This is a genomic window from Haloarchaeobius pelagicus, from assembly GCF_051207375.1.
Lineage (GTDB): Archaea > Halobacteriota > Halobacteria > Halobacteriales > Natrialbaceae > Haloarchaeobius.
Genome location: NZ_JBPJZD010000003.1, coordinates 375651 through 395631 on the forward strand (window position 1 = coordinate 375651; position 19981 = coordinate 395631).

Here is a 19981-nt window from a genome sequence, read left to right on the forward strand (position 1 = left end):
GTATAGTTTCATTTTTGATGTTCCTCATCAATACGAAGGTCGGTGTCGTCACTACCGTATTATGTAGCACGCTTTTATGCTCCATACCATTGCTCTCGAGCGTGTATGCGTACGGTCGTGGAGATGCCCTAACACACATCGCTCACACAAGACAAATCGTCCAAATCGGGGTTGTAAATAATGACCTTTACCCTGGTGCACATATATTCTACAGTACTCTATCACAAATAACAGGAATCCAACCGTTGAAGCTCGGATTGATTATCCCACCCATATTTGTCTTACTGGCATTCAGCCACCTTCCATTAATAATTCGAGCAGAATTTAATCTACAGAATTCAGCACTACCACTTATTTTAATTCCTGTTTTCGGGTCAGGTACGACTCAGTTGTCCCCATATATGAGCGCATTTTTCTTGTCATTTGTCCCGATATTTATACTATTCAGTATGAAACCGGGTAGGCGGAAAAATATGCTTATTATTTTAACCAGCATATCCCTGCTATTCTACCACATTGTGGTTGCGATCTTCATATTATTCCTTCTATTATCTGCACGCATAATCGGCGGTTATAGAAATCGTAGTGCGCTACTCAACTCCACAGGAACGGTGTATATCCTTACCATTCTAATCTCAGTGTGGGTAACTACGGTCACAGGACTCCAACTTATGCTACAAAAGGTAGTGTACTCATACATTTCTAGTAATTCGCAACAGGGGCAGCCAGAATTGAATTCCCAGTTCTCTCAGTTTTCTTCGATTGCGAGCTCAAACCAAGTCCAGATATTCGATATTATAGTCCAATTTACCATCCGCTTTGGCCCTACAATCCTAATAGGGCTTGCCAGTGCAACTATGATATTGCTGGTGTTGTGGAACGCAAAGAATGTCAACAAAAGTTGGGATAAAGAGCTAGTATTAATAATCATGTATTCTACATTTATTCTAGCATCTGGCATATTATTAGTGGGGACTTTTATTGTAGGATATGAAAGAGCTTGGCGTTACAGTGTCGCATTCGGTTGTCTAATCACAGTATGGTTTAGTACAAAATTGGTTCAAGAAGTTAATATAGATATTCAGGTAAAAAACATCATTTATATCATTACTATCCTATCACTTGTTGTGTCGATCCTATCCATTTACCCTGCGCCACTAACTAAAGAAGTGAACTACTCTATTTCGGAAACAGAGATTGAAGGTCATGATTGGATAATAAATACAAAATCCGAGAGCAAAGTATATAGTATTATTCGAGACATGGATCGGTTTGAGCAACTGGTAACAGGTAACCCCAAAGCAGATACATCAGACACAAAAACAGGTCCCCCCCCTGAATCTTTGGACTTTAGCGGAAAAAACAGTTCATATTTGTTCCTTGGGCCAGGAGCGGAAAGCTATTATCCCACGGTCTTCCCAGGTTACCAATCTAAGTGGGCATATAAATCGGGGGATTTCAGTCGAATAAATAACTCAGATGATTTTGTAAAAATATATAGCAATGGAGAAGTGACGATACACTATTCATAAACTCTCAAAAAACTCAAGGTGGGATTCACGCTGGTTACTCCTAAGTAAATGATCAGCGTTGTCGAGCGGGAGTCCTTGATGGTTTAAAACCATAGAACAAAGTTCTTCATCGGTGTTAAAAATATTGTTAGTTAATTTCGGCATCTCACCAACATCTCGTGCGATAACAGGAACACCACAAAGCAATGCCTCTGGGACGGTCCTCCCAAAACCTTCACTAAGTGATGGTTGAATAAGGACGTCCGCAGCATTATAGAAATCAACTACATGATCAGGTTCTACAGGACCAACATAGTGCACATTATCATTATACCGTTCAGGTATATCTAACTTTTCTAGAATTTCGCCAATGAAAACAAAATTGAACGTTGGGTCCGAGTCCACTACTTTAGGTATAACCTTCTCAATCGACCTCCGACCCTTTAAATAGGATAATCGGCCCACGAATAACACAGTTTTACCCTCAATATGAATTGGGGTTGTAGATCGTGTATCATTAAACCTAGTTTCATCAAAAGTGGGTGGAAGCTCTACTACATTGCTTGTGTTGATATTCCGCCTCTCGAGTCTAGAAGTACCGTTAGGACCCAGAGTTACAAACTTATCCCCAACCAAAAGAGAGAGTCTTCCCACCATATTGTTCACAAGATAATTAATTGGCTTTTGCCAAGGCTTGACCACCCGGTGGGTATAGAACCGGTCCCCGCTATACCTATAGATGATAGTGGAGTCAACACCCCTCGTAGCAAGATATAAAAAAAGAGGGTGAATAGAAGGGTTAATGACATTCATGATGGCATTTGGTGTGTTAGTATTGTAATATTCTGATAAGACTTTCATCTTCTTCAAATATTTACCATCCTGTAACTGCACAATGTCAAAATACGAACGCAGCCCTGTCAAGTCATGATCTTTGCCAAAGACAACAACAGAATAATTACTAGGTTGATTCAGCATCCAGCCGATGTTTATAAGGTCCTGACGAACATTAAATGGAATCGAATCCCCGATGAAAAATGATACATTATGTTGAAAGGGCATATTACACTGAGTAGAAGTTAACTATCCGGTCGCATAAGTCCTACTATACTTCATCAAATAAGCAGGACTCGGATACGGCAATTATAATCAAACTTGCGTTTCAATGTGAGTATTGAGTGAATGTAGGATTATAGCAGTAAAGCATGCTAGGATGCCTGCCAATAGGAAAAAACCAGATATCACGGCCAAACCAATTGGAAAAAGTCCCGAACTGACATAATTCAAAAGTGTCCAGTAACCAAAGCCCAAACCAACGAAGGAACATATGAATCCAGGGATTCCCAATATCGTAATAGGATGTTCCTGTTCCACCGTTCTCAATATGTTTGCAACAAGAATGAAGCCATGAGATACAGGATTATGGCTACTAGCATCTTCGACATCATAGTCGATCGTCGTGCCAACTTCTTCTATTTTGTAGCCTTTCTCGTGGGCATGATGCAATATATCAGTACTTGCATCCATATGGTCTCCTATAGTCGAATCTTTGGCAAGCGATTCAATAGCGTTTGCATTATATAATCTAAACCCACTTTGAGTATCAGATATCCGTTCATCCTTTTTGAAAGAACCCATGCTAAAATTCGTTAATAGATTAACTATTGTTAACCCAAACAAACGATATTTTGGAAAGTCTGTCTCTGACCCTTCGACAAATCGGCTCCCAATGACAATATCTGCGTCCGTGCCTTCTTGTTCACCAATTATATTTGATATGTCCTCCTCATCATGTTGGCCGTCACCATCCAATATTACAAGTAAGTCGGTGTTTTTCTTATAGGACTCTTTGAATATTGTTTTGAGAGATGCTCCATATCCAGAGTTCTCTTTGTGCTCCACGACCTCTGCTCCAGCAGAACGGGCTATCTCGGCCGTCTCATCCTTACTGCCATCATCAACCACTAAAACAGAATCAACATATTCACTCGCATTTTTTACAACGTCTCCTATGGAAGATTCTTCATTGTAAGCCGGGATCGCAGCCAATGTCTCTGAATTCAGTTCTAAATCATCATCTTGTAATATTCCATCTACACAATAACCCTCTCGATTAAGCACTTCCTCGCTAAGATCAAAATCGATACGGTTTATTGTCGGCTCATGGACAATTACACCAGGAGCTCCTTTTGATTGAGCAACCGAGTGGAACAGACTCTTGTGATCGTCCAAGCTCGGGTTTGCTACAATCGGGTCAATAATATTTGCACCAATCATTGCAGCAAGCCTCAATGCTTCACACTCCCCATTGTCATTATGTGTGACAATAAGTGGATAGTCCTTATCTCGAGCTCTAACCATGCATCTAAGAAGACTATCCCCATTATCTTCAGTTGCTACTAGGCCAATTACAGGCTTTTCTAGGGTGGAATCATTAGCTGTCAGGACACCATTCTTCGAGTTCTGTGTCGGCTCCATTCTTATACTATTATTTAAATTTTTAATCCTATAAAGTCAACCAACAACCACTATTTCATTTTTAGATGGGCATTAGACCGAACTGAATTGATGTAGCTAACACTTTCTAATCACTGGTTTTTCGAAAACGTATTGGAGACCCACCGCATTCTACACAAACAAATTCGCTATCAGTAGTTTCTGTAACCGGTGCGTTACAGTTAATGCACTTTATTCGGGATCCTCGTGCACGTCTCGGAAATCGACTCATCACTTTCATAGTATATTCTACAGGGTAAATATGTTATTGCCAGCCGAACGGCAAGGCGTATGTGCACCACGAGCGACAGATGTGAATTATATGCCAAACTCGGAGCTTGTGTACTAAAATCTCATCATTCAGTACACAATTCGCACCACCAGTTAAGATTAATCAAATTCACACAAAACATAAAACAGCCCTATTATCAACGACCTGCCTCTAATATCCTATGATAATTTCCAAACCCGAATAGAGCTAAATAGCTCCCAACGCAGGTAGTATTTTCCACTATAATTATAGGAGAGTGTTATTCCGAGACATTAATCCACAAATGCAGTTCCCGGTAGGAGTTGTTAACCGTCGGCTCGGCGGGTACACCGTCCTTGTACAACAAGACCACGACACGCATCCGCTCACCGGTCATCGTCGGCTCCAGGGACACGTTCTGCATCACCGTCCCGTTCGGTTCGGCCTGCATACTGTATCGTTCCAACTCAGTCTCCTCCAGCACAGTCACGTTCGTCCCGTTATCAACCAACTCGACACGTTGCTGCTCAATTACCACCGAATAGCGAACCGTCTCGCCTTCGTGGTTCTGCATCCCCACAACGATGGGCTTGGACTCTCCCAGAACGAACTCGGTCGGGTACCCATCCGCGACGAGCTCACCGTCTTCGTCCTCAGTAAGCACGTAGAACTCGGTGAACTGCTCGCCAGACTTCGGAACCGCGACCGCATATGCTACGCTCCCCATCGCGATGAGGATACTCACCACGAGCACAACGTTCAAAATCGCATCCGCACGCGAAGTGGGCTCGAACATCTCCTGGCGAGCAGCCCCGAACCACTCCTGGTACGGAACCTGAAACCGCTCATCGGGATCCAGTACTCGCCGGCGATTCGCAGCCACTACCACGGACCCCAATACGAGCAGATCCAGACTAGCCACAATCGGCGCTTCACGAATCCCGAACGGGGTGAAATTCAGCACCAACCCGACGAGTGGGACGAGCGCGATACTGAGGCCGAACGAGAGCGCAACGCGCTCGATGCCGTCGATACCGGAGCCATGATTCGACGGATCATCCTCGAGGTCGCCATACTCGACAGGCGACTCACCCTCCTCGGGGAACAACGCAGCCACGAAGGCATAGCCCGGGAGGAACAGCACGAACGGTAATCCGAGGACGACACGGAGTGGCGTCTCCTTGACCACAGGCAGGAAAACCGAAAGCGTCGTCGCGAGCGTCAGCAAGACGACCATCGCGAGGTCGGCGGGCATCTCGCGGACGTCTTTTGGGAGGAGCAATCGCCAGTCCGGGTCCTCGGCCATCGTGCGCCAGTATCGCCCCCGTATGGTTAAGCGGTGTGGTTGTCATCTCGACAGCTTCCATCAGCCTGGGACTGCTGAGAACGGTCCAAAGAGGTCCCAAATCCAGCAACCTCCCTCACAACGACATTCCATCCGATTGCACGAGTCCGGGGTAAATTCGCTACCGGGGAGATAGATGCCCCGTTATTACTGGGGGTCGCCTTTGAGAAAGTGAGGGTGAGGAAATCACCCCCGACCGATTCCCAAACGACCCGGTCTGTCACACGGGAGCGGTCGGAGAAACCCTGCATTTCAGTGCAATTGGGGCCGTCGCGCTGCCTCGCGACGGTCCAACGACTTCTACCAACGAACGAGCAGAGGCCATGGGGTCGAGCTTCAACTACTGGTTTCGATTCCATCACCGGTTTCTCTCGAATACAGGCTCAAACCGCGGTTTTAAGTAAGCGAGCCGAGATATACTCACAGGTCCTCTGTACCGACATGAACCGCTGGCACCGCAGAGACGTGCTCGCACTCGCGGGTGCGCTCTCCATTCCCGCACTGGCCGGCTGTCTCGGCGACGGCGGCCCCGAGATGACGCCAGGACTCCTCGCCTCCGACCTGCCCCGCGACACCGACCCGACCGTCTCAGACGAGATGCTCCGAGAACAGGTCCGGGCGAACACCGCGTTCGCGCTCGACCTGCACCACAACCGAGTCGCAGCAAACCCCAGTGATAACCTGTTCACCTCGCCGCTCAGCATCTCGCTCGCGATGGCGATGATATGGGCCGGTGCGCGTGGCGAGACGGAGACGCAGATCGCCGAGACGCTACACTACCTCGAGAACCAGTCAGACCTCCACCCGACGTTCAATCGGCTGGACCTCGCCCTGGACACACCAGACGACGCGGAAGACGAAGCGTTCCGGCTCGACATCGTGAACGCCCTCTGGGGCCAGACGGACTACCCCTTCGACGAGGACTACCTCGACACAATCGCACTGAACTACGGGGCTGGCCTGCGCACGCTCGACTTCGCCTCCCAATCCGAAGCAGCCCGCGAGACCATCAACGACTGGGTCGCCGACAAGACTGAAGACCGTATCGAGGAGCTGCTTCCCCAGGGCTCCATCGACCACCTGACTCGACTCGTCGGTACCAACGCGGTCTACTTCAAGGCGAAGTGGGCCAGCACCTTCGCCGAGGAGGCGACTGTCGACGGGACGTTCACCGCACTCGATGGGAGCGACTCACCGGTCCGATTGATGCGCCAGTCCCACTCGTTCCCCTACGCCGAGGTCGACGGTGTGCAGGCGGTCGAACTCCCCTACGAGGGTGGCGAGGCAAGCATGGTCGTCGTCCTGCCACCCGAGGGCGAGTTCGAGGCGTTCGAACAATCGCTCGATTCAGCTGGCCTGCACAGCCTGTTCGACGCGCTCGAGTCCCGGGCGGGGCGTGTGGTCCTCCCGAAGTTCACCTTCGGCTCGAAGGTCGGCCTGAACCAGGCCCTCAAAGACCTCGGAATGCCGGACGCGTTCGATCCCATGCAGGCGGATTTCTCGGGCCTCCTCGAATCCGGGGAGGGCGAAAAGCTCGCGATCACGGACGTCCTCCACGAGAGCTTCGTCGCCGTCGACGAGAAAGGGACCGAGGCGACGGCCGCAACGGGTGTCGTTGTTGGGACGACGTCTGCGCCCCTCGATCCCTTCGAGTTCGTCGCTGACAGGCCGTTCCTGTTCGCCATCAGGCACCGCGAGACCGATTCAGTCGTCTTCCTGGGCCGGCTGGTCGACGCTGCGTCTCTGCAATAAGCTATATTTGTTGCCAATCCGTCATTCTATCGGCAGATGACAACCCGATTGAACGTCCTCCGACAGCATCCAGCCACATACCTTCATAAGGTCCGGAGGGGATGATTTGGCATGGCCTGGCCACATCCAATTACGATTATCGGTCTACTGGGGGGTGGAATCGCGGCGTTTGGAATGGCCGCGCTACTAGACGAGTTTAACTCGAAGGCACCACTCCCTTCCGACCAGTTCCTTGCTCAGACAATCGGTGACGGTAATCCGTACGACCACGATGTTTCGGGAGTCCTCCTCTACCTGTTCTACGGCGCGTTCGTCGGTGCGCTCTTCCCGACGTTCTTCCACGGTCTCCTCGGTTTGGAGGCTAAATACATCACGACCGTCCCGAACACACTCGCGACCGGACTGGCGTTCGGAATCCTGCTCTTGGTACCCTGGGCCCTCCTCGGTGCTGCCGGTTTCGTCACGTTCCCAGAACTTAATTTGTCCAGAGACGGGCCGATCAAAGAGCACACGGTTGTTTCGATTGTGGCTGCCCACCTATTCTATGGCCTCATACTGGGAATCATCACTGGCCTTTCCGAGCCAGTCTGGTACGTCCTCCCCAACCTCCTCTGACACAGAAACCACCGTCTCCGTTCCTCGACGACTCGATTTTCTCGACCGTCAGTTCTCGTCGAACCGAGCAAGAATCGTCTCCGCGCTCTCGGGGATACGGGTCGCGTCCTCGTTCGAGAGCTCTTCGGGAGCGAACGCAGCAATCTCGAAGCCACCGACGACGATGATCAGTTCACGGTCGAGGTCAGGCATTGCTTCTGTGACGGTCTTCCGGAACTCATCGTGCGTCGCCGTCTCAGACACGTCCACGACTCTGGGAAGGTACTCTCGAATACTCAGATAGGCATCGATGGCGACACCATCAGGGTCGTCGTACTGGTCTGCACGGTCTGGAAGCGCAGCGAGCAAGGCACTGGCATCTCTGGCCGGGTCGGCGTCAGCGGAGACCGCAGTACTCTCGGTATCGTCAGTGTCCACAGGCTCCGGTGAGATCTCCGTCTGGGTAACACGCCCACGGCGCACGACAACGAATCCGACACCACCCAGTGCGAGCACAACCACGGTGACGCCGCCGATCAGGAGCACCGGGAACCCCCCTTCTGTGCTTCCAAGTGATATCGTCTGCTCCATGTCTGCAGACGCAAGGTTCGTCCCCTGGCCATCGAATGCTGCCGAAACGATGACGGACCCATCGGAACCCGAGGGGAGTTCGAGAGTCTCCCGATACCGACCCTCGGTTCCAGTCTCGAGCGTCGCGACGGTCGTCTCGTTCACCCGAACGACAACTGTTTGGTTCGCCAGGGAATCGCCTTCGACCGTTTCCAGTTTCCCGGCGACCTGTACCACGTCCTGATCCGGCGTCACCGAAAGCGAGAGTTGTGTATCCGTCTCGGCGACAGTGAGCATCGCTTCTCGCGTCGACAGACCGACCGCTAATCCGTCAGTCCCAGCCTGCACAGTCATCGACTGCTCGCCGGACTCGATTCCAGCGTCGACTCGGCGACTGACCGAGAACGTCCCCGCCGAATCAGTTCGAGTCTGGATGGTCCGACCGCCGAGGGAGAACGCGACCTGCGTCCCGGGGACTGGCGTCCCATCCACAGTCACGGTCCCCGAGACGGCGACGGTCTCGTTGTATCGGACCGACCCGGGCACGGACTCCAGCTGGACCGTCGGCGTCACGGCTTCGATTGTAACAGGAACGGAGTCGGTAGACGCGAGGAACGCACTCGACTCACCGGGGACGTACCGAACTGAGACGCTCGACACGTTCGTCTCGACCCCGACCGGTCGATACGTCGTCTCGAATTGACCCGTCTCGTCCACCGAAACCGTCCGGTTCCGCGTCCCGATTTGGAGTGTCACTGTCTCTGGGAGCGGCCGGTTGTCTTCGATCTGCAACTGCCCAGTCACAACCATCGGGTCGTCGAAGGCGACCGTCGAGGCGGTCGTCTCGACCGAGAGCGTGGTCTGGGTGAACTCAGCCTGTCGAACTTGCTCGGTCTGCTCGGAGACGTTCGTCGTGACGTTCTCGATCTGCTGTTGTGCCTCTGTGAAGTCCTCTCCAGTCGCGTTCCCGAGGCCCTCGTACTCTGCGGTCAGGTTCTGGCTCGTCGCGGAGAGCTGGTTCGAGAGTCGGTCGAGTTCGCGTGCGAGTTCGCGGGCCCGCTCCTCGTTCCCGTTCTGCTTCGCTTCCTGGTACGCCTCGTACGTCTCCTCGTACTCGGAACTCGTGTTCGCGTACTCGCGCTGCTCTTCCTGTGTGTCCTGCAGACGTTGGGCGAGACGGTTATCGCCCTCAGAATTGGTCTGCCCAGCTACGTCGACGTACTGTGAGAGGTAGTCGTTGTACTGGTCGCCCACCAGACCGCGGGCGCGTTCGTACTCTCCCTGGCTGATCTGGACCGTACTTTCTCGTAACGAGCCAGCGAGTTCGCGCGACAACCAGCCCTCGACCGCTCCCAAATCGCCGTTCTGACTCACCTCGTCCGGGTTCCTGTGTTGGGGCTGCTCCGTCGAGTTGTTCGGCTGGAGTCCCACGTCGAGTACAGGGCCAGCCTCGCCACTCGCAACCCCGTCGGGCCCGCCAGCCCCCGAGACGACTGCGGGTGTCACCAAGGATAGCACCAGCAGTACGGAGAGGAGGGCGCGACCCGACGGAGCAGCTTCCATTCGTCGCCACCTTCGGTACGGTCCGGTAAAACCTCTTTTGCCATCGGTCTCCGAAACGACCGTCAGTTTCAATGCGGGCGGGCGATTCTGCTGGGGTGATGCGAGCGACGCGGCGGTTCTGGGCGACCGCAGGGGTCTCCATATCCCTGGTCGGCCTTGGGGCCGTGCTTTCCGAGCTTTCCCTCGTCCTCGGTGGGGTCGCAGTCGGGTCCTGGCTGCTCGCCCACCAGATCGCCTTCGTCACGAAGACGAACGCGGTCCTCGACGAGACCACGGTCACCCAGTCACTCACGCCGCGTCGCGTCCTGGAATCACAGCCCGTCCGAATTCGCGCGTCCCTTTCCCTCCCCGACGACAGTGGCCCGCTCCGTCGCGTCGACCTCGACGTGCCCCTCGCCGCGGAGACGGCCGGCGAGACGACACTCGACATCGATGGCGACAGTACCTCCCTCGCAGTTGCCTGTACGGCGTCGGTCGCGGGCCGCTACACCGTAGGCGAACCCACACTCACGTTCCGCGATTCCTACGGCCTCTTCGAGACGACCGTCACCGAGGGGAATACGGAGTCGTTCCGGGTCGAGCCGAACGCGCCACGGGACGCACGGGTCGGCTCCGGAGGGGACCAGATATCCGTCGGGTACGGCGAACATGAGGCGAATCGCGGGAGCGGCGGCCTCGACCCTGGCGAGCTCAGAAAGTACCTCCCAGGAGACCCACGGAACCGAATCGACTGGAAGGCAACTGCACGGAGGGGCGAGCCGTACATCCGCGAGTTCGAGTCGAGCACGGACCGCGAGACCGTCATCTTCCTCGACCATCGGGCCTCGACCGCAGCGGGACAAGCGGGCCGAACTCGGTTCGACTACCTGCGAGAGGTGGCCCTCTGGTTGCTCGACCGGGCCCGGGACATGGACGACCCGGTTGGACTGGTCTCGGTCGGTGACGAGGGCGTGACCAGCCGAATCCACCCTGGTGCCGGCATCGAACAGTATCGGCGAATCGAGACCGCGCTGTACGACCTGGAGCCGACCGAGGCACCGACTGGACGGACCCCGACCCGTCAGGCTGAGGCGACGCGACAGACTGCCGCACGGCTCGCGACCGACGAATCTCCGTTCGGGCGGACGCTCGAGCCCTACGTCGGCAACGCCGAGACGTACGTCGAGCGTGTCGAATCCGACCCGCTGTTCACCGCGGTCAGGACGACCCTGTCGAGGGTGTCAGGTGACCCGTGGGTCCTCTTGCTCACGGACGACACCAATCGTGCGGAGGTGTACGAGACCGGGAAACTCGTCAGGCGACTCGGTGGATACACCTCGGCGTTCATCGCGCCGGGCAGCCTCTACCAGGGGCGTGGCCTGCCGGATGCGGAGACCACGTACCGCGAGTACCGTGACTTCGAGGAGTTCCGCAGACAACTTGGCGGTCTCGAGCGGGTCGACGCCTACGAGGTGACGCCCGGCGAGGCAGTCCAGTCGGTGCTCCAGCAGCGACAGGGGGCGAGACGATGAACCTGCGACACACCATCCAGAGTCGCTGGCTCGCCATCGTGGGCATCCTGCTGGCCAGCGCGGGATTCGTCCTCCAGTCTCCCGTGGGCATCGTCGCGGCTGGCCTGTTGGTCATCGCCGCAGCGTTCACCCCTGCACCCCTGGCGGTCGCATTCGGGCACGTCTCCCTCGCGGCGCTGTTCGAGCCAGCCCTCGGCGTCAGACTGCTGCTCGCCGAGGCTGGCCTGCTCGTCCTCCTCCTCGACAGCCTCCCGTCACTGCGGACCGCAGCTGGTCGGCAGGCAGTGACGGTCGCCTCCATTGTCGGTGCTGCAGGGCTGGCTGGGTACACGTACGGTCTCCGAACAGACATCGCGAGCTGGCTGCTCGTCCTGGGACTGGTCGCCGGAGTAGCGCTAGTTCTTTACGCGGTCCACCGATACCAGAAGGTGACACTGGGGATGGTCGACGCATGAGCACGGACCTCACGCAGGCCGAGGATGCGACGACAGGCGACACGGCCAGCGACGCCGTCGACTCCGACGAACTCACGGCCGAACTGGAGGTGCTCCGCGAGGAGAACCGCCGACTCCGCGAGGAGTACCGGCGCGCCACCCAGGCGACCTATCGAAAGACGGCTGCTGCCCTCGCGGGCGTCGGCCTGCTCGCGCTGGCCGTCGCCGCGATACTCCCCTCGGTCCGCGACGTCCTCGTCATCGTCGGCGCGATCGGCGTCTTCGGGGGCGTCCTGACCTACTACCTCACGCCAGAGCGCGTGCTCTCAGCCACGGTCACCGAGTCACTGGTAGACGCACAGACCGCAGTCACAGAGAACCTCATCGACGAACTGGGTCTCCAGGACCGACACGTCTACGTCACTCGCGAGGGGACCGGTCGACTGTTCCTCCCGCTGCACGCCAACTACGTCATCCCCGAGGACCTGCGCGACACCTTCGTCGTTCCCGAGGACGAGACCGGCCGCGGCGTCGCGCTCACCCCGAGCGGTGAGTCGCTCTACCGAGAGTTCGAGCGTGCCTCGACCGTCGGCGACCTCGAGGACCCGAGTTTTGCGCTGGCTGACGGCGTGGTCGAGCAACTGGAACTCGCGGATTCCGTCGAGCCCGAGGTCGACCGCGAGGGGGGACGGGCATCGTTTGCCATCGGCGGGCTCGCCATCCCCGGCCTTGACCGGCCGGACCACCCCGTCGTCTCGTTCCTCGGCGTCGGACTGGCCGCGTCGTTCGACCAGCCAGTGACGGTCGCCTCGGTCGAGCCGACGGACACTGGTGGGACCGTCACGTTCACCTGGGACCCGCAGGCCTGAGGCACAATCCAGTACGTCACGTCAGTCAGTTTCTGCCGAGAGATATGGTCGCGCCGGTACCATCGAGACGTCGCCTTGGCGGGTGACTGTACTGCAGTTAAAGTAGACCGCTCATCGCGACCAGTCCGAGAGCGACGAACAGCCCTCCGATACCGAGGAATCCCTTTCCCGCGGGTCTGGAGGGCCAGAGATCATCGTCGTTTCGTGGGTTTCGTTCGTGACGGAGCAATATCGCCGCGCCGATTGCCAGACCGACGAACGCCTGGACGAAGTAGAGATTCAGCCCCAGCGTAAGTGTGAGAAACAGTCCGCCGAGGTATGCCGCTGGGGTGAACAAGAGTTGTGGCCACGGGTCGACAGCGAACCGGTCGAAGAGAACGAGAAACAGTGTCGGGTGGTACCAGGACGCAGTCCCGACGAACAGGAGGAAGCCGCCGATCCCCAGACCGATGAGCAGGTCCATCACCATAGGCGACCCAAACACACCGGATAAAAATCTCTTACCCCACGCCGTTCAGGGGCTAGCTTCGACACTATTCGACTACGTCGGGTCTCCGCTCGTATCGGGTCATCCCCGAACCATCCTGTAAGTACCGTGGTTATCCCTGAATATAGCATACTGATACCAAATGACGGCCCTCGCACCCGGGGGGAGTGCTGCCGTCGAGCACCTGCTTTCGACCCACTTCAGCCTCGACTGGTACATCCACTCCTGGTTCAGCTCACCGCTGGAGGTACACTCCACAGAGCTTGGCGTCTTCGCAGGAATCGTCCTCGCGATGCTGATTCTCCGGGGGCACATCGCGGTCGCGCTCGGCCTGATGGTCTACCTGTTGATATTCGCACTCGGGTTCCCGAACGGCGAATGGCTGTGTTCGTCCGCCCCGGATAACTGCGTGAGCAATGCCGTACAGGGCAAGCCCTGGTACTTCCTCATCGGGATGTTGACCACGATGTGGGTCGTTCCGGGCGTGATATCCACCCTGTCGCGCAGACGCTCGTCCGACATCGCGACCCAACTCGAACAGGTCCGTGACACGCTCGGCGACGACGCGACGCTCGCCGAGGCGATGGCGTTCCTCACCGGGAACGAGCGCGACACCCGACCTGGGAACGTGCAGTACACGGACGGCGGGCAGGACGACACCGAAGAGCGGAACCCCGGAGAGCTGTGATTTCTTAAGGATACCGGCCGATGCCCCGTGTTTTCCGCCGATCATCACCGGGCGGTAACCAGCAAATATATAAGATATCGATAGTACCTGTAGAGTATTGCTATGGAGAAAATCCAGTCGGCTTCGGGCCAGGTCCGGTGTGGGGACTCCAGTGACCGATTTGTCGATATCGTCTTGGCAGTTGCCGAGTTTCGCGACGTCGATCCGCTCGAATTGCCACCGATCGGTGAGGTGATCGATACCGACGCCTTAGAGAAGGTCCTCGACACAGAGCCCGACGACACGGCCTTCGATGTCAGTGTCGCGTTCGGCTACGCGGACTGCTTCGTCACCGTCTATTCCGACGGAACCATCGACGTCGACTCGGTGTCCTGAGCCGCTCCCTCCGAACCGATACCAACACCGTACCCGCTCTCGTTCTTTTGCTTCTCTCCTCGCAGGTTCAGATTCCCAGACACTGTCCGTCACTGGCTGCCTGGCCTACAGCTGGTCGAGGGTCGCCATCGCATCCGGGTCGTGTCCCACGACCACCGTCGCGTCGAACCGCGTCGCCAGGTCGTCCAACCGGGCACAGTTCTCCAGCCACAACTCCTTGTTCCAGAGCAGTGACCCGCCCATCGGCCGCCGTTCAGTCCAGTTCTCCTCGACGTAGCCGATATCGCCAGCCAGAATGACGGCTCCCTCCGCACGGTCGATGACCGTCGCGACGAGTCCGGGTGAATGCCCGGGGAGGTGGAACAGGTCCACATCGGGGACGGGACTGGCGCGCGGCCCCGAGACGAGTTGCCAGTTCAGGTCGTGGTCGAAGTCGCCTTCCAGATACGCCTCGTCGCCGTGGGCGGTCTTCGCGCTCACGTACGCGAACTCGAACTCGTCGCGGTGGACGTAGATTGGAACCTCGGTCCCCTCGAAATTGTACAGCCCCCCCGCGTGGTCGAGATGCAGGTGGCTCATGACCACCGCGTCGATATCCTCCAGCGAGTACCCGACCGACTCCAGGTCGACGGACAGAGGCCGCGTGTCCTCGTGGGTAAACGCGTCGTAGAGGTCGGCCGGCCAGTGCCCATCACCCGCGTCGGGATGCGAGCCTGTGTCCCAGAGGATGGTCGCGTCGGGGTGGTCGATGACCACATTGTAGACGGGACAGCGCCGACGCTCGTGACTCGGATTCGGGTCCGAGGCGGTCGCGACGGATGCCCCCTCGAAGATGAACGACTCGTCGGCGACGATGTGCCCGCGAGGGACGGGCGTGAGGTCGATACTCGACATAGCCATGAATGAGTGGCCAGCCCGGAAACGGTTTCTGGAGACCAGCCAGTCCGCGCGCTTGCTGGCACATTCTCACAACGATGGAACCAGGTCCCACATATATCAGCAGGGAGACCGAAGAAGCAGGTGGAGTATCGACCATGTACGAGCACATCCTGGTTCCGACAGACGGTAGCCCCGGCTCCGAGAACGCCACCAAACACGCACTCGAACTGGCCGAGCGATTCGGCTCGACAGTCCATGCGCTCTACGTGGAGAGCCCGCAGCGTGACTTCCAAGAACTCGACGGGCGACCGAATCCACCATCGAGTGACGAGGCACTCGCGAAGGTGACCGACGTCGCCGAGAAACACGACGTCACGGTCGAGACCGCCGTCGAGGTCGGCGCACCCCACGAGCGCATCCGGGCGTACGCCGAGGAGAACGACATCGACCTCATCGTCCTCGGGACCCACGCCCGGACGGGCGTCGACCGCTACCTGCTGGGGAGCGTCACGGAGCGGGTCATCCGGACCGTCGACACACCCACGCTCGTCGTCCGGCTCGACAAGTCGGACTTCGTGGTCAAGACGGCAGCGGAAGCGATCGACCTGTCCGTCGAGGCCCTGCGCGAGGAGGGCTACACGGACATCTCGGTCGACGAAGACCCCTACCGCGAGGAGCCGCTGTGGGTCGTCCGCGCGGACGCTGACGGCGAGAGTCGGACCGTCTACGTCGACAACCGGAGCGGCGATACCCGGGTGCTCGGCCGTCGAAAGGAATGACCCAGAATCGGGGGGTTCACTGAACTGGCGCTGTTGGAATCCTTCTGGTTTGCTACCGTTCTCACTGCAACAGTCGGTCGGCAGAACCGCGTCCTACCGACGTGACCAACTCTCCACTACCGAGAGGACTCCAGTCTACTCCTACCTGTTCGCCAGTGAGTTATCAACGGTTCGTAACAACAGCAGGCCCGCGGCGAGAATCGAGAATACCATAAACACGACAAGTTTCTCGAAGGCGAACTGGTTGTGTTCCCAGACGCTCGGTTCGAATATGAAGAACGCGAGAAGGAGTTCCACTCCCAGCACTTGACCGGTCCATTTGAGCGCAGGTACGAGCTTCACTTTGTCTAGTCGATGAGTTCATCCGGTAATCAGTTTGCTGTCTCAATTTCCAACAGGGTCGCTGAACTGTTAAGCAGCCAGCGTGGCTTTGCACTGCCATGCGCGCACTCAGACTCGAGGCCTACGGTGAGCCACTCGTTCTCGAATCCGTCGATCCACCCGAACCGGCTCCGCACGGGGCGGTCATCGACGTGGACGCCTGTGGCATCTGCCGGAGCGACTGGCACGCCTGGCAGGGCCACGGCGAGTGGGCCGACGACCAGGTCCCCCTCGGGCAGGTACTGGGCCACGAACCCGCGGGAACCGTCGTGAAAGTCGGCGACCAGGTCTCCGAGATCCAGGTCGGTGAGAGGGTCGCGGTCCCGTTCAACCTCGGCGACGGCACCTGTCCGCAGTGTCGCAACGGCCACGGGAACGTCTGCGACGACGGCTACGCCCTCGGGTTCGAGGCCGACGCACCGGGCGCATTCGCCGAACAGGTCCACGTCCCCCACGCCGACTTCAACGCGGTCAGTCTCCCGGACGAAGTATCTGCAGAGGACGTGGCCGCACTGGGCTGTCGCTACGTCACCGCGTTCCACGCCCTTTCGCACCGTGCCGAGGTGCAAGGTGGCGACTGGGTCGCCGTCCACGGCTGTGGCGGCCTCGGACTCGCAGGCGTGCAGATCGCGTCGGCGCTCGGAGCCAGCGTCGTCGCCGTGGACGTCCGGGAGGAACCCCTCGACATGGCGCAAAACCTCGGGGCGGATGCCATCGTGAACGCCACCGAGGTCGACGACGTGCCGGCCGAGATTCAGCGTCTCACAGACACTGGGGCCAACGTGTCCGTTGATGCCCTCGGCCGTGCCGAGACCTGCCGGAACAGCGTCGAGTGCCTCGCCACACGCGGGACACACGTCCAGCTCGGGCTGACCACCGAGGCCGAGAAAGGCGAGGTCTCGCTCCCCATCGACGCGATGACGCGCTGGGACGTTGACTTCCTCGGCTCGCGGGGGATGCCGCCCTCTCGGTACGACGAACTGCTCACGATGATGGCCTCGGGACGCCTCGACCCGGCCGCACTCGTGACCAAGCGTGTCTCACTGGATGAGGTCTCAGACCGGCTCGCCGCGATGAGCGAGTACGAGACCCAGGGCGTCGAGGTCGTCACCGAGTTCTGACCCCGAGCCTGTCCATGTACTGGAAGTGCTAGGACACTGACTGGCTCCTGAAATGCGACCTGCGTCCATCAGCGATGTCGATTTCAATACTTGCCGAGATGAATGACCTCCGCCCGAATCCCCATTTGCACCAATCCAGGAGTTTGAGTCGTTTTCAACCGCAAATCGGTGAGAACGAGCGTCATGGACGGCAGTGTATCTGGCCACGGTCGTTCGCTTGATGCAGTGGCGTCTCGTCGACCTACTCCATGAGCGAGGCAGACCACATAGAACGGTTCGCAGTATCCGCCGAAAGTGAAAGTGAGACGAAGACGGTCGTCGAGTCGCGTGAGTTCGAGTTCGTCGTTGATGAACCATCGTCACTGGGGGGTACGAACGACGGACCAAACCCTGTCGAATACCTCATTGGAGCGTGGGCCGGCTGTCTCAACGTCGTGGTTCACACCGTCAGCGAAGAGCGCGGGATCGACCTTGAAAGCGTCAAGATAGAGATCGAAGGCGACCTCGACCCACGGAAGTTTCTGGGCATCGACGAAGACGTCCGAGCGGGTTATCAGGAGATCAACGTCCGGATCGAAATTGAATCTGACGCCGACGAGGAAGCTCTAGATGCGTTAGGCGTGGAGGTCGAGGAACGCTGTCCAGTCGGCGACAACATCGACAATCCGACTCCAACAGACGTGGCCATCGAAGTGGCTTGAACAATCACTCGACGGGGTGTCTGACCGCGTCGCCGCGATGAGCGAGTACGAGACCCAGGGCGTCGAGGTCGTCACCGAGTTCTGACGCCGAGCCTGTATTTTCAGTAGCATTCTAGAGCCTTATCCTGAACTGACACTGTCAGTCCAGTAGTGGCGGGTGCTGATATTACCGCACAAGCACCCAGAGACCTGCACTATCACCCATAGAAGAACAATCACAGGCGCCGAACAATCAATCATGAACAGATATCAAGTAATACAGTTATCGTTGACTGCATCATTGTCGAACATGCAGTTACCCCTCAAATACCGACTCGCATCTTCGAGACGCTGAGACCTGTTACAGGGAGCTGTATCTCTCATGTTCAGGGGCAACCCGCTCCACCACTGAGGTGGAGTCTACCCCCCAACATCCATTCGGTGTCAGTACATATAGCCGATACTTGAGGTTTTACTGGCCTCGCCAGATAGAGCCCTCACCGGAGATCAATCGTCCGATACTGTCCGACCTCGTGACTCCGGCGCAGGCGCGGGTGGTTCGTGCGTCCCGAACTCGGGGTGGGTCTCCTCCATCCACAGGTAGTCGACCGCCCCGGAGACCAGCATCGACACCCCGGTCAGGTAGAACGCGGCCTCGGCGTTCCCGAACTCCATCGAGAGCCCGATGACGATGGCTCCAACGGCGTAGCCCGAGTCGCGCCACATTCGATACACGCCCATCCCGGCCGAGCGCCACGTCGGGTGCGCGGCGTCGCTCGGGACCGTCATCAGGTTCGGATAGAGCAGTGCCATCCCGATGCCGGAGACGGCGGCCATGGCGACCCACCGGAGGTACCCCTCGACGAACACCATCCCGAGGACGCCCGCTGCCGCGAGGAACATCCCCGCGATGTCGTCGGGCAACCCGCTGCAGGTCGACCGGGACGCTCCCGCAGGAGATACTGCGGACTGAACCGTGTAGACTGTGTACACGGTCCACACCGTTTTTCCTTCGGGCACTGTGTGGACAGCCTCACGAGAGGCTCGGGAGCGGGTCGACCAGTACGACTGCCGTGCCGTCGATGACGGTCTCGCCCTTATCGTTCTCGATGCGCGTCGAGAGTTCGAAGCGGCGCTCTCCGAGGTCCTCCAGTATCTCGCAGGTGGCGTGCATCGTCTCCCCGATGTCGACTGGCCGCTCGAATTCGAGGTTCTGGGAGAGGTAGATGGTCAATCCCGGAAAGCACGCGAGTGCCGCACTGATGAGTCCGGAGACCAGCGTCCCGTGAACGATCCGGTGCCCGAATCGTGTCTCCGTGGCGAAGGCGTCGCTGAGATGGAGGGCGTTGGTGTCACCGGTCGCCTCCGCGAACGTGCGCACGTCCGCCTCGGTGAGTGACCTGGTGAACGTCACGCGGTCTCCGACCGAGAGCTGCCCAGGATGCTGAATCGACAGGTCGAACGCTCCCCTGGCTCGCCCGTACGGAATCCGGGGGACCGTCACCGAACCCACATGGCTAAGATGTGGCTGTGGCCGGTACACGTACTCCGCCGGAGCCGTCTGAAAGAGCTCGCGACAGTCCTCCGAGCAGAAGGCGTAGGACTCGTCCTCGAACCGCACCGTCTCGGCGTCCGTTCCCTCGACGTCCATCCCGCAGACTGGGTCGATTGGCATGGATATTGACTCCAGTGACTC

The 19981-nt window shown here is 57.5% G+C and carries 19 protein-coding genes and 1 pseudogene; 11 read left to right on the forward strand and 9 right to left on the reverse strand.

Annotated features, from left to right (window positions below; genetic code table 11):
* The first annotated feature begins 857 nt into the window (after positions 1-857).
* Positions 858-1532, forward strand: a complete 675-nt coding sequence (locus ACSC1S_RS19845; protein WP_435365825.1) for a hypothetical protein — start codon at positions 858-860, stop codon at positions 1530-1532.
* Here the strand turns inward: ACSC1S_RS19845 and ACSC1S_RS19850 are convergent.
* The 3 genes from ACSC1S_RS19850 to ACSC1S_RS19860 form a co-directional block, all read right to left on the reverse strand.
* The gene (locus tag ACSC1S_RS19850; RefSeq protein WP_435365826.1) at positions 1527-2405 is read right to left on the reverse strand and encodes a glycosyltransferase family 4 protein; all 879 of its coding nucleotides are present in this window, start codon (positions 2403-2405) and stop codon (positions 1527-1529) included. The two genes, ACSC1S_RS19845 and ACSC1S_RS19850, sit on opposite strands and share 6 nt — an antisense overlap.
* A gap of 255 nt (positions 2406-2660) precedes the next feature.
* A complete protein-coding gene (locus ACSC1S_RS19855) occupies positions 2661-3989 on the reverse strand; it encodes a glycosyltransferase family 2 protein (protein WP_435365827.1) in 1329 nt (442 codons plus the stop codon).
* Between the two features lie 548 nt (positions 3990-4537).
* Entirely contained in the window at positions 4538-5563 is a 1026-nt protein-coding gene (locus ACSC1S_RS19860) for a DUF8471 domain-containing protein (protein WP_435365828.1), read from the reverse strand.
* A 480-nt stretch (positions 5564-6043) separates the two neighbouring features.
* Between ACSC1S_RS19860 and ACSC1S_RS19865 the strand changes: the two genes are divergently transcribed.
* Both ACSC1S_RS19865 and ACSC1S_RS19870 read left to right on the forward strand, forming a co-directional pair.
* A complete protein-coding gene (locus ACSC1S_RS19865; RefSeq protein WP_435365829.1) occupies positions 6044-7354 on the forward strand; it encodes a serpin family protein in 1311 nt (436 codons plus the stop codon).
* 111 nt (positions 7355-7465) lie between these two features.
* Positions 7466-7969 carry a hypothetical protein gene (locus tag ACSC1S_RS19870; protein WP_435365830.1) on the forward strand — a complete coding sequence of 168 codons (504 nt, stop codon included), beginning with the start codon at positions 7466-7468 and terminating at the stop codon, positions 7967-7969.
* 48 nt (positions 7970-8017) lie between these two features.
* Here the strand turns inward: ACSC1S_RS19870 and ACSC1S_RS19875 are convergent, their stop codons facing one another.
* The gene (locus ACSC1S_RS19875; protein ID WP_435365831.1) at positions 8018-10081 is read right to left on the reverse strand and encodes a hypothetical protein; all 2064 of its coding nucleotides are present in this window, start codon (positions 10079-10081) and stop codon (positions 8018-8020) included.
* Between the two features lie 98 nt (positions 10082-10179).
* Here ACSC1S_RS19875 and ACSC1S_RS19880 point away from each other — a divergent pair, with 98 nt between their 5' ends.
* From ACSC1S_RS19880 to ACSC1S_RS19890, 3 genes are read left to right on the forward strand one after another with little or no spacing between them, the layout of a single operon-like run.
* A complete protein-coding gene (locus ACSC1S_RS19880; protein WP_435365832.1) occupies positions 10180-11592 on the forward strand; it encodes a DUF58 domain-containing protein in 1413 nt (470 codons plus the stop codon).
* The gene (locus ACSC1S_RS19885) at positions 11589-12047 is read left to right on the forward strand and encodes a DUF8163 family membrane protein (protein ID WP_435365833.1); all 459 of its coding nucleotides are present in this window, start codon (positions 11589-11591) and stop codon (positions 12045-12047) included. Before ACSC1S_RS19880 ends, ACSC1S_RS19885 begins: the two co-directional genes overlap by 4 nt.
* The gene (locus tag ACSC1S_RS19890) at positions 12044-12895 is read left to right on the forward strand and encodes a DUF7982 domain-containing protein (RefSeq protein ID WP_435365834.1); all 852 of its coding nucleotides are present in this window, start codon (positions 12044-12046) and stop codon (positions 12893-12895) included. Before ACSC1S_RS19885 ends, ACSC1S_RS19890 begins: the two co-directional genes overlap by 4 nt.
* A gap of 97 nt (positions 12896-12992) precedes the next feature.
* Here the strand turns inward: ACSC1S_RS19890 and ACSC1S_RS19895 are convergent, their stop codons facing one another.
* A complete protein-coding gene (locus tag ACSC1S_RS19895) occupies positions 12993-13358 on the reverse strand; it encodes a hypothetical protein (protein ID WP_435365835.1) in 366 nt (121 codons plus the stop codon).
* Between the two features lie 166 nt (positions 13359-13524).
* Between ACSC1S_RS19895 and ACSC1S_RS19900 the strand changes: the two genes are divergently transcribed.
* Both ACSC1S_RS19900 and ACSC1S_RS19905 read left to right on the forward strand, forming a co-directional pair.
* Entirely contained in the window at positions 13525-14070 is a 546-nt protein-coding gene (locus ACSC1S_RS19900) for a hypothetical protein (RefSeq protein WP_435365836.1), read from the forward strand.
* A 102-nt stretch (positions 14071-14172) separates the two neighbouring features.
* Positions 14173-14445, forward strand: coding sequence for a HalOD1 output domain-containing protein (locus ACSC1S_RS19905; RefSeq protein ID WP_435365837.1), 273 nt, complete (start codon positions 14173-14175; stop codon positions 14443-14445).
* Positions 14446-14550: 105 nt separating this feature from the next.
* Here the strand turns inward: ACSC1S_RS19905 and ACSC1S_RS19910 are convergent, their stop codons facing one another.
* Positions 14551-15339: an N-acyl homoserine lactonase family protein gene (locus ACSC1S_RS19910; protein WP_435365838.1), complete on the reverse strand. Its 789-nt coding sequence runs from the start codon at positions 15337-15339 to the stop codon at positions 14551-14553.
* 140 nt (positions 15340-15479) lie between these two features.
* Here ACSC1S_RS19910 and ACSC1S_RS19915 point away from each other — a divergent pair, with 140 nt between their 5' ends.
* A complete protein-coding gene (locus ACSC1S_RS19915; RefSeq protein WP_435365839.1) occupies positions 15480-16103 on the forward strand; it encodes a universal stress protein in 624 nt (207 codons plus the stop codon).
* 141 nt (positions 16104-16244) lie between these two features.
* Here ACSC1S_RS19915 and ACSC1S_RS19920 read toward each other — a convergent pair whose 3' ends face one another.
* Entirely contained in the window at positions 16245-16445 is a 201-nt protein-coding gene (locus tag ACSC1S_RS19920; RefSeq protein WP_435365840.1) for a hypothetical protein, read from the reverse strand.
* 98 nt (positions 16446-16543) lie between these two features.
* Here ACSC1S_RS19920 and ACSC1S_RS19925 point away from each other — a divergent pair, with 98 nt between their 5' ends.
* Together ACSC1S_RS19925 and ACSC1S_RS19930 are read left to right on the forward strand one after the other, a co-directional pair.
* Positions 16544-17605 (forward strand): zinc-dependent alcohol dehydrogenase family protein, encoded by a 1062-nt coding sequence (locus ACSC1S_RS19925; RefSeq protein WP_435365841.1) that lies wholly within the window; start codon positions 16544-16546, stop codon positions 17603-17605.
* A gap of 248 nt (positions 17606-17853) precedes the next feature.
* Complete coding sequence (locus ACSC1S_RS19930) at positions 17854-18306, forward strand: OsmC family protein (RefSeq protein WP_435365842.1); 453 nt, start codon at positions 17854-17856, stop codon at positions 18304-18306.
* A gap of 486 nt (positions 18307-18792) precedes the next feature.
* Here the strand turns inward: ACSC1S_RS19930 and ACSC1S_RS19935 are convergent.
* Together ACSC1S_RS19935 and ACSC1S_RS19940 are read right to left on the reverse strand one after the other, a co-directional pair.
* Positions 18793-19206 (reverse strand): annotated as a pseudogene (locus ACSC1S_RS19935) (MFS transporter); the annotation flags it as partial.
* Between the two features lie 112 nt (positions 19207-19318).
* The gene (locus ACSC1S_RS19940) at positions 19319-19960 is read right to left on the reverse strand and encodes a MaoC/PaaZ C-terminal domain-containing protein (RefSeq protein ID WP_435365843.1); all 642 of its coding nucleotides are present in this window, start codon (positions 19958-19960) and stop codon (positions 19319-19321) included.
* Positions 19961-19981: the final 21 nt, after the last annotated feature.

Bases quoted from the DNA above. Each gene is read 5' to 3' on its own strand.
- ACSC1S_RS19845 (WP_435365825.1), top strand. From the start codon at position 858: ATGATATTGCTGGTGTTGTGGAACGCAAAGAATGTCAACAAAAGTTGG.
- ACSC1S_RS19855 (WP_435365827.1), bottom strand. From the start codon at position 3,989: ATGGAGCCGACACAGAACTCGAAGAATGGTGTCCTGACAGCTAATGAT.
- ACSC1S_RS19860 (WP_435365828.1), bottom strand. From the start codon at position 5,563: ATGGCCGAGGACCCGGACTGGCGATTGCTCCTCCCAAAAGACGTCCGC.
- ACSC1S_RS19865 (WP_435365829.1), top strand. From the start codon at position 6,044: ATGAACCGCTGGCACCGCAGAGACGTGCTCGCACTCGCGGGTGCGCTC.
- ACSC1S_RS19870 (WP_435365830.1), top strand. From the start codon at position 7,466: ATGGCCTGGCCACATCCAATTACGATTATCGGTCTACTGGGGGGTGGA.
- ACSC1S_RS19875 (WP_435365831.1), bottom strand. From the start codon at position 10,081: ATGGAAGCTGCTCCGTCGGGTCGCGCCCTCCTCTCCGTACTGCTGGTG.
- ACSC1S_RS19880 (WP_435365832.1), top strand. From the start codon at position 10,180: ATGCGAGCGACGCGGCGGTTCTGGGCGACCGCAGGGGTCTCCATATCC.
- ACSC1S_RS19885 (WP_435365833.1), top strand. From the start codon at position 11,589: ATGAACCTGCGACACACCATCCAGAGTCGCTGGCTCGCCATCGTGGGC.
- ACSC1S_RS19890 (WP_435365834.1), top strand. From the start codon at position 12,044: ATGAGCACGGACCTCACGCAGGCCGAGGATGCGACGACAGGCGACACG.
- ACSC1S_RS19895 (WP_435365835.1), bottom strand. From the start codon at position 13,358: ATGGACCTGCTCATCGGTCTGGGGATCGGCGGCTTCCTCCTGTTCGTC.
- ACSC1S_RS19900 (WP_435365836.1), top strand. From the start codon at position 13,525: ATGACGGCCCTCGCACCCGGGGGGAGTGCTGCCGTCGAGCACCTGCTT.
- ACSC1S_RS19905 (WP_435365837.1), top strand. From the start codon at position 14,173: ATGGAGAAAATCCAGTCGGCTTCGGGCCAGGTCCGGTGTGGGGACTCC.
- ACSC1S_RS19910 (WP_435365838.1), bottom strand. From the start codon at position 15,339: ATGTCGAGTATCGACCTCACGCCCGTCCCTCGCGGGCACATCGTCGCC.
- ACSC1S_RS19915 (WP_435365839.1), top strand. From the start codon at position 15,480: ATGTACGAGCACATCCTGGTTCCGACAGACGGTAGCCCCGGCTCCGAG.
- ACSC1S_RS19925 (WP_435365841.1), top strand. From the start codon at position 16,544: ATGCGCGCACTCAGACTCGAGGCCTACGGTGAGCCACTCGTTCTCGAA.
- ACSC1S_RS19930 (WP_435365842.1), top strand. From the start codon at position 17,854: ATGAGCGAGGCAGACCACATAGAACGGTTCGCAGTATCCGCCGAAAGT.
- ACSC1S_RS19940 (WP_435365843.1), bottom strand. From the start codon at position 19,960: ATGCCAATCGACCCAGTCTGCGGGATGGACGTCGAGGGAACGGACGCC.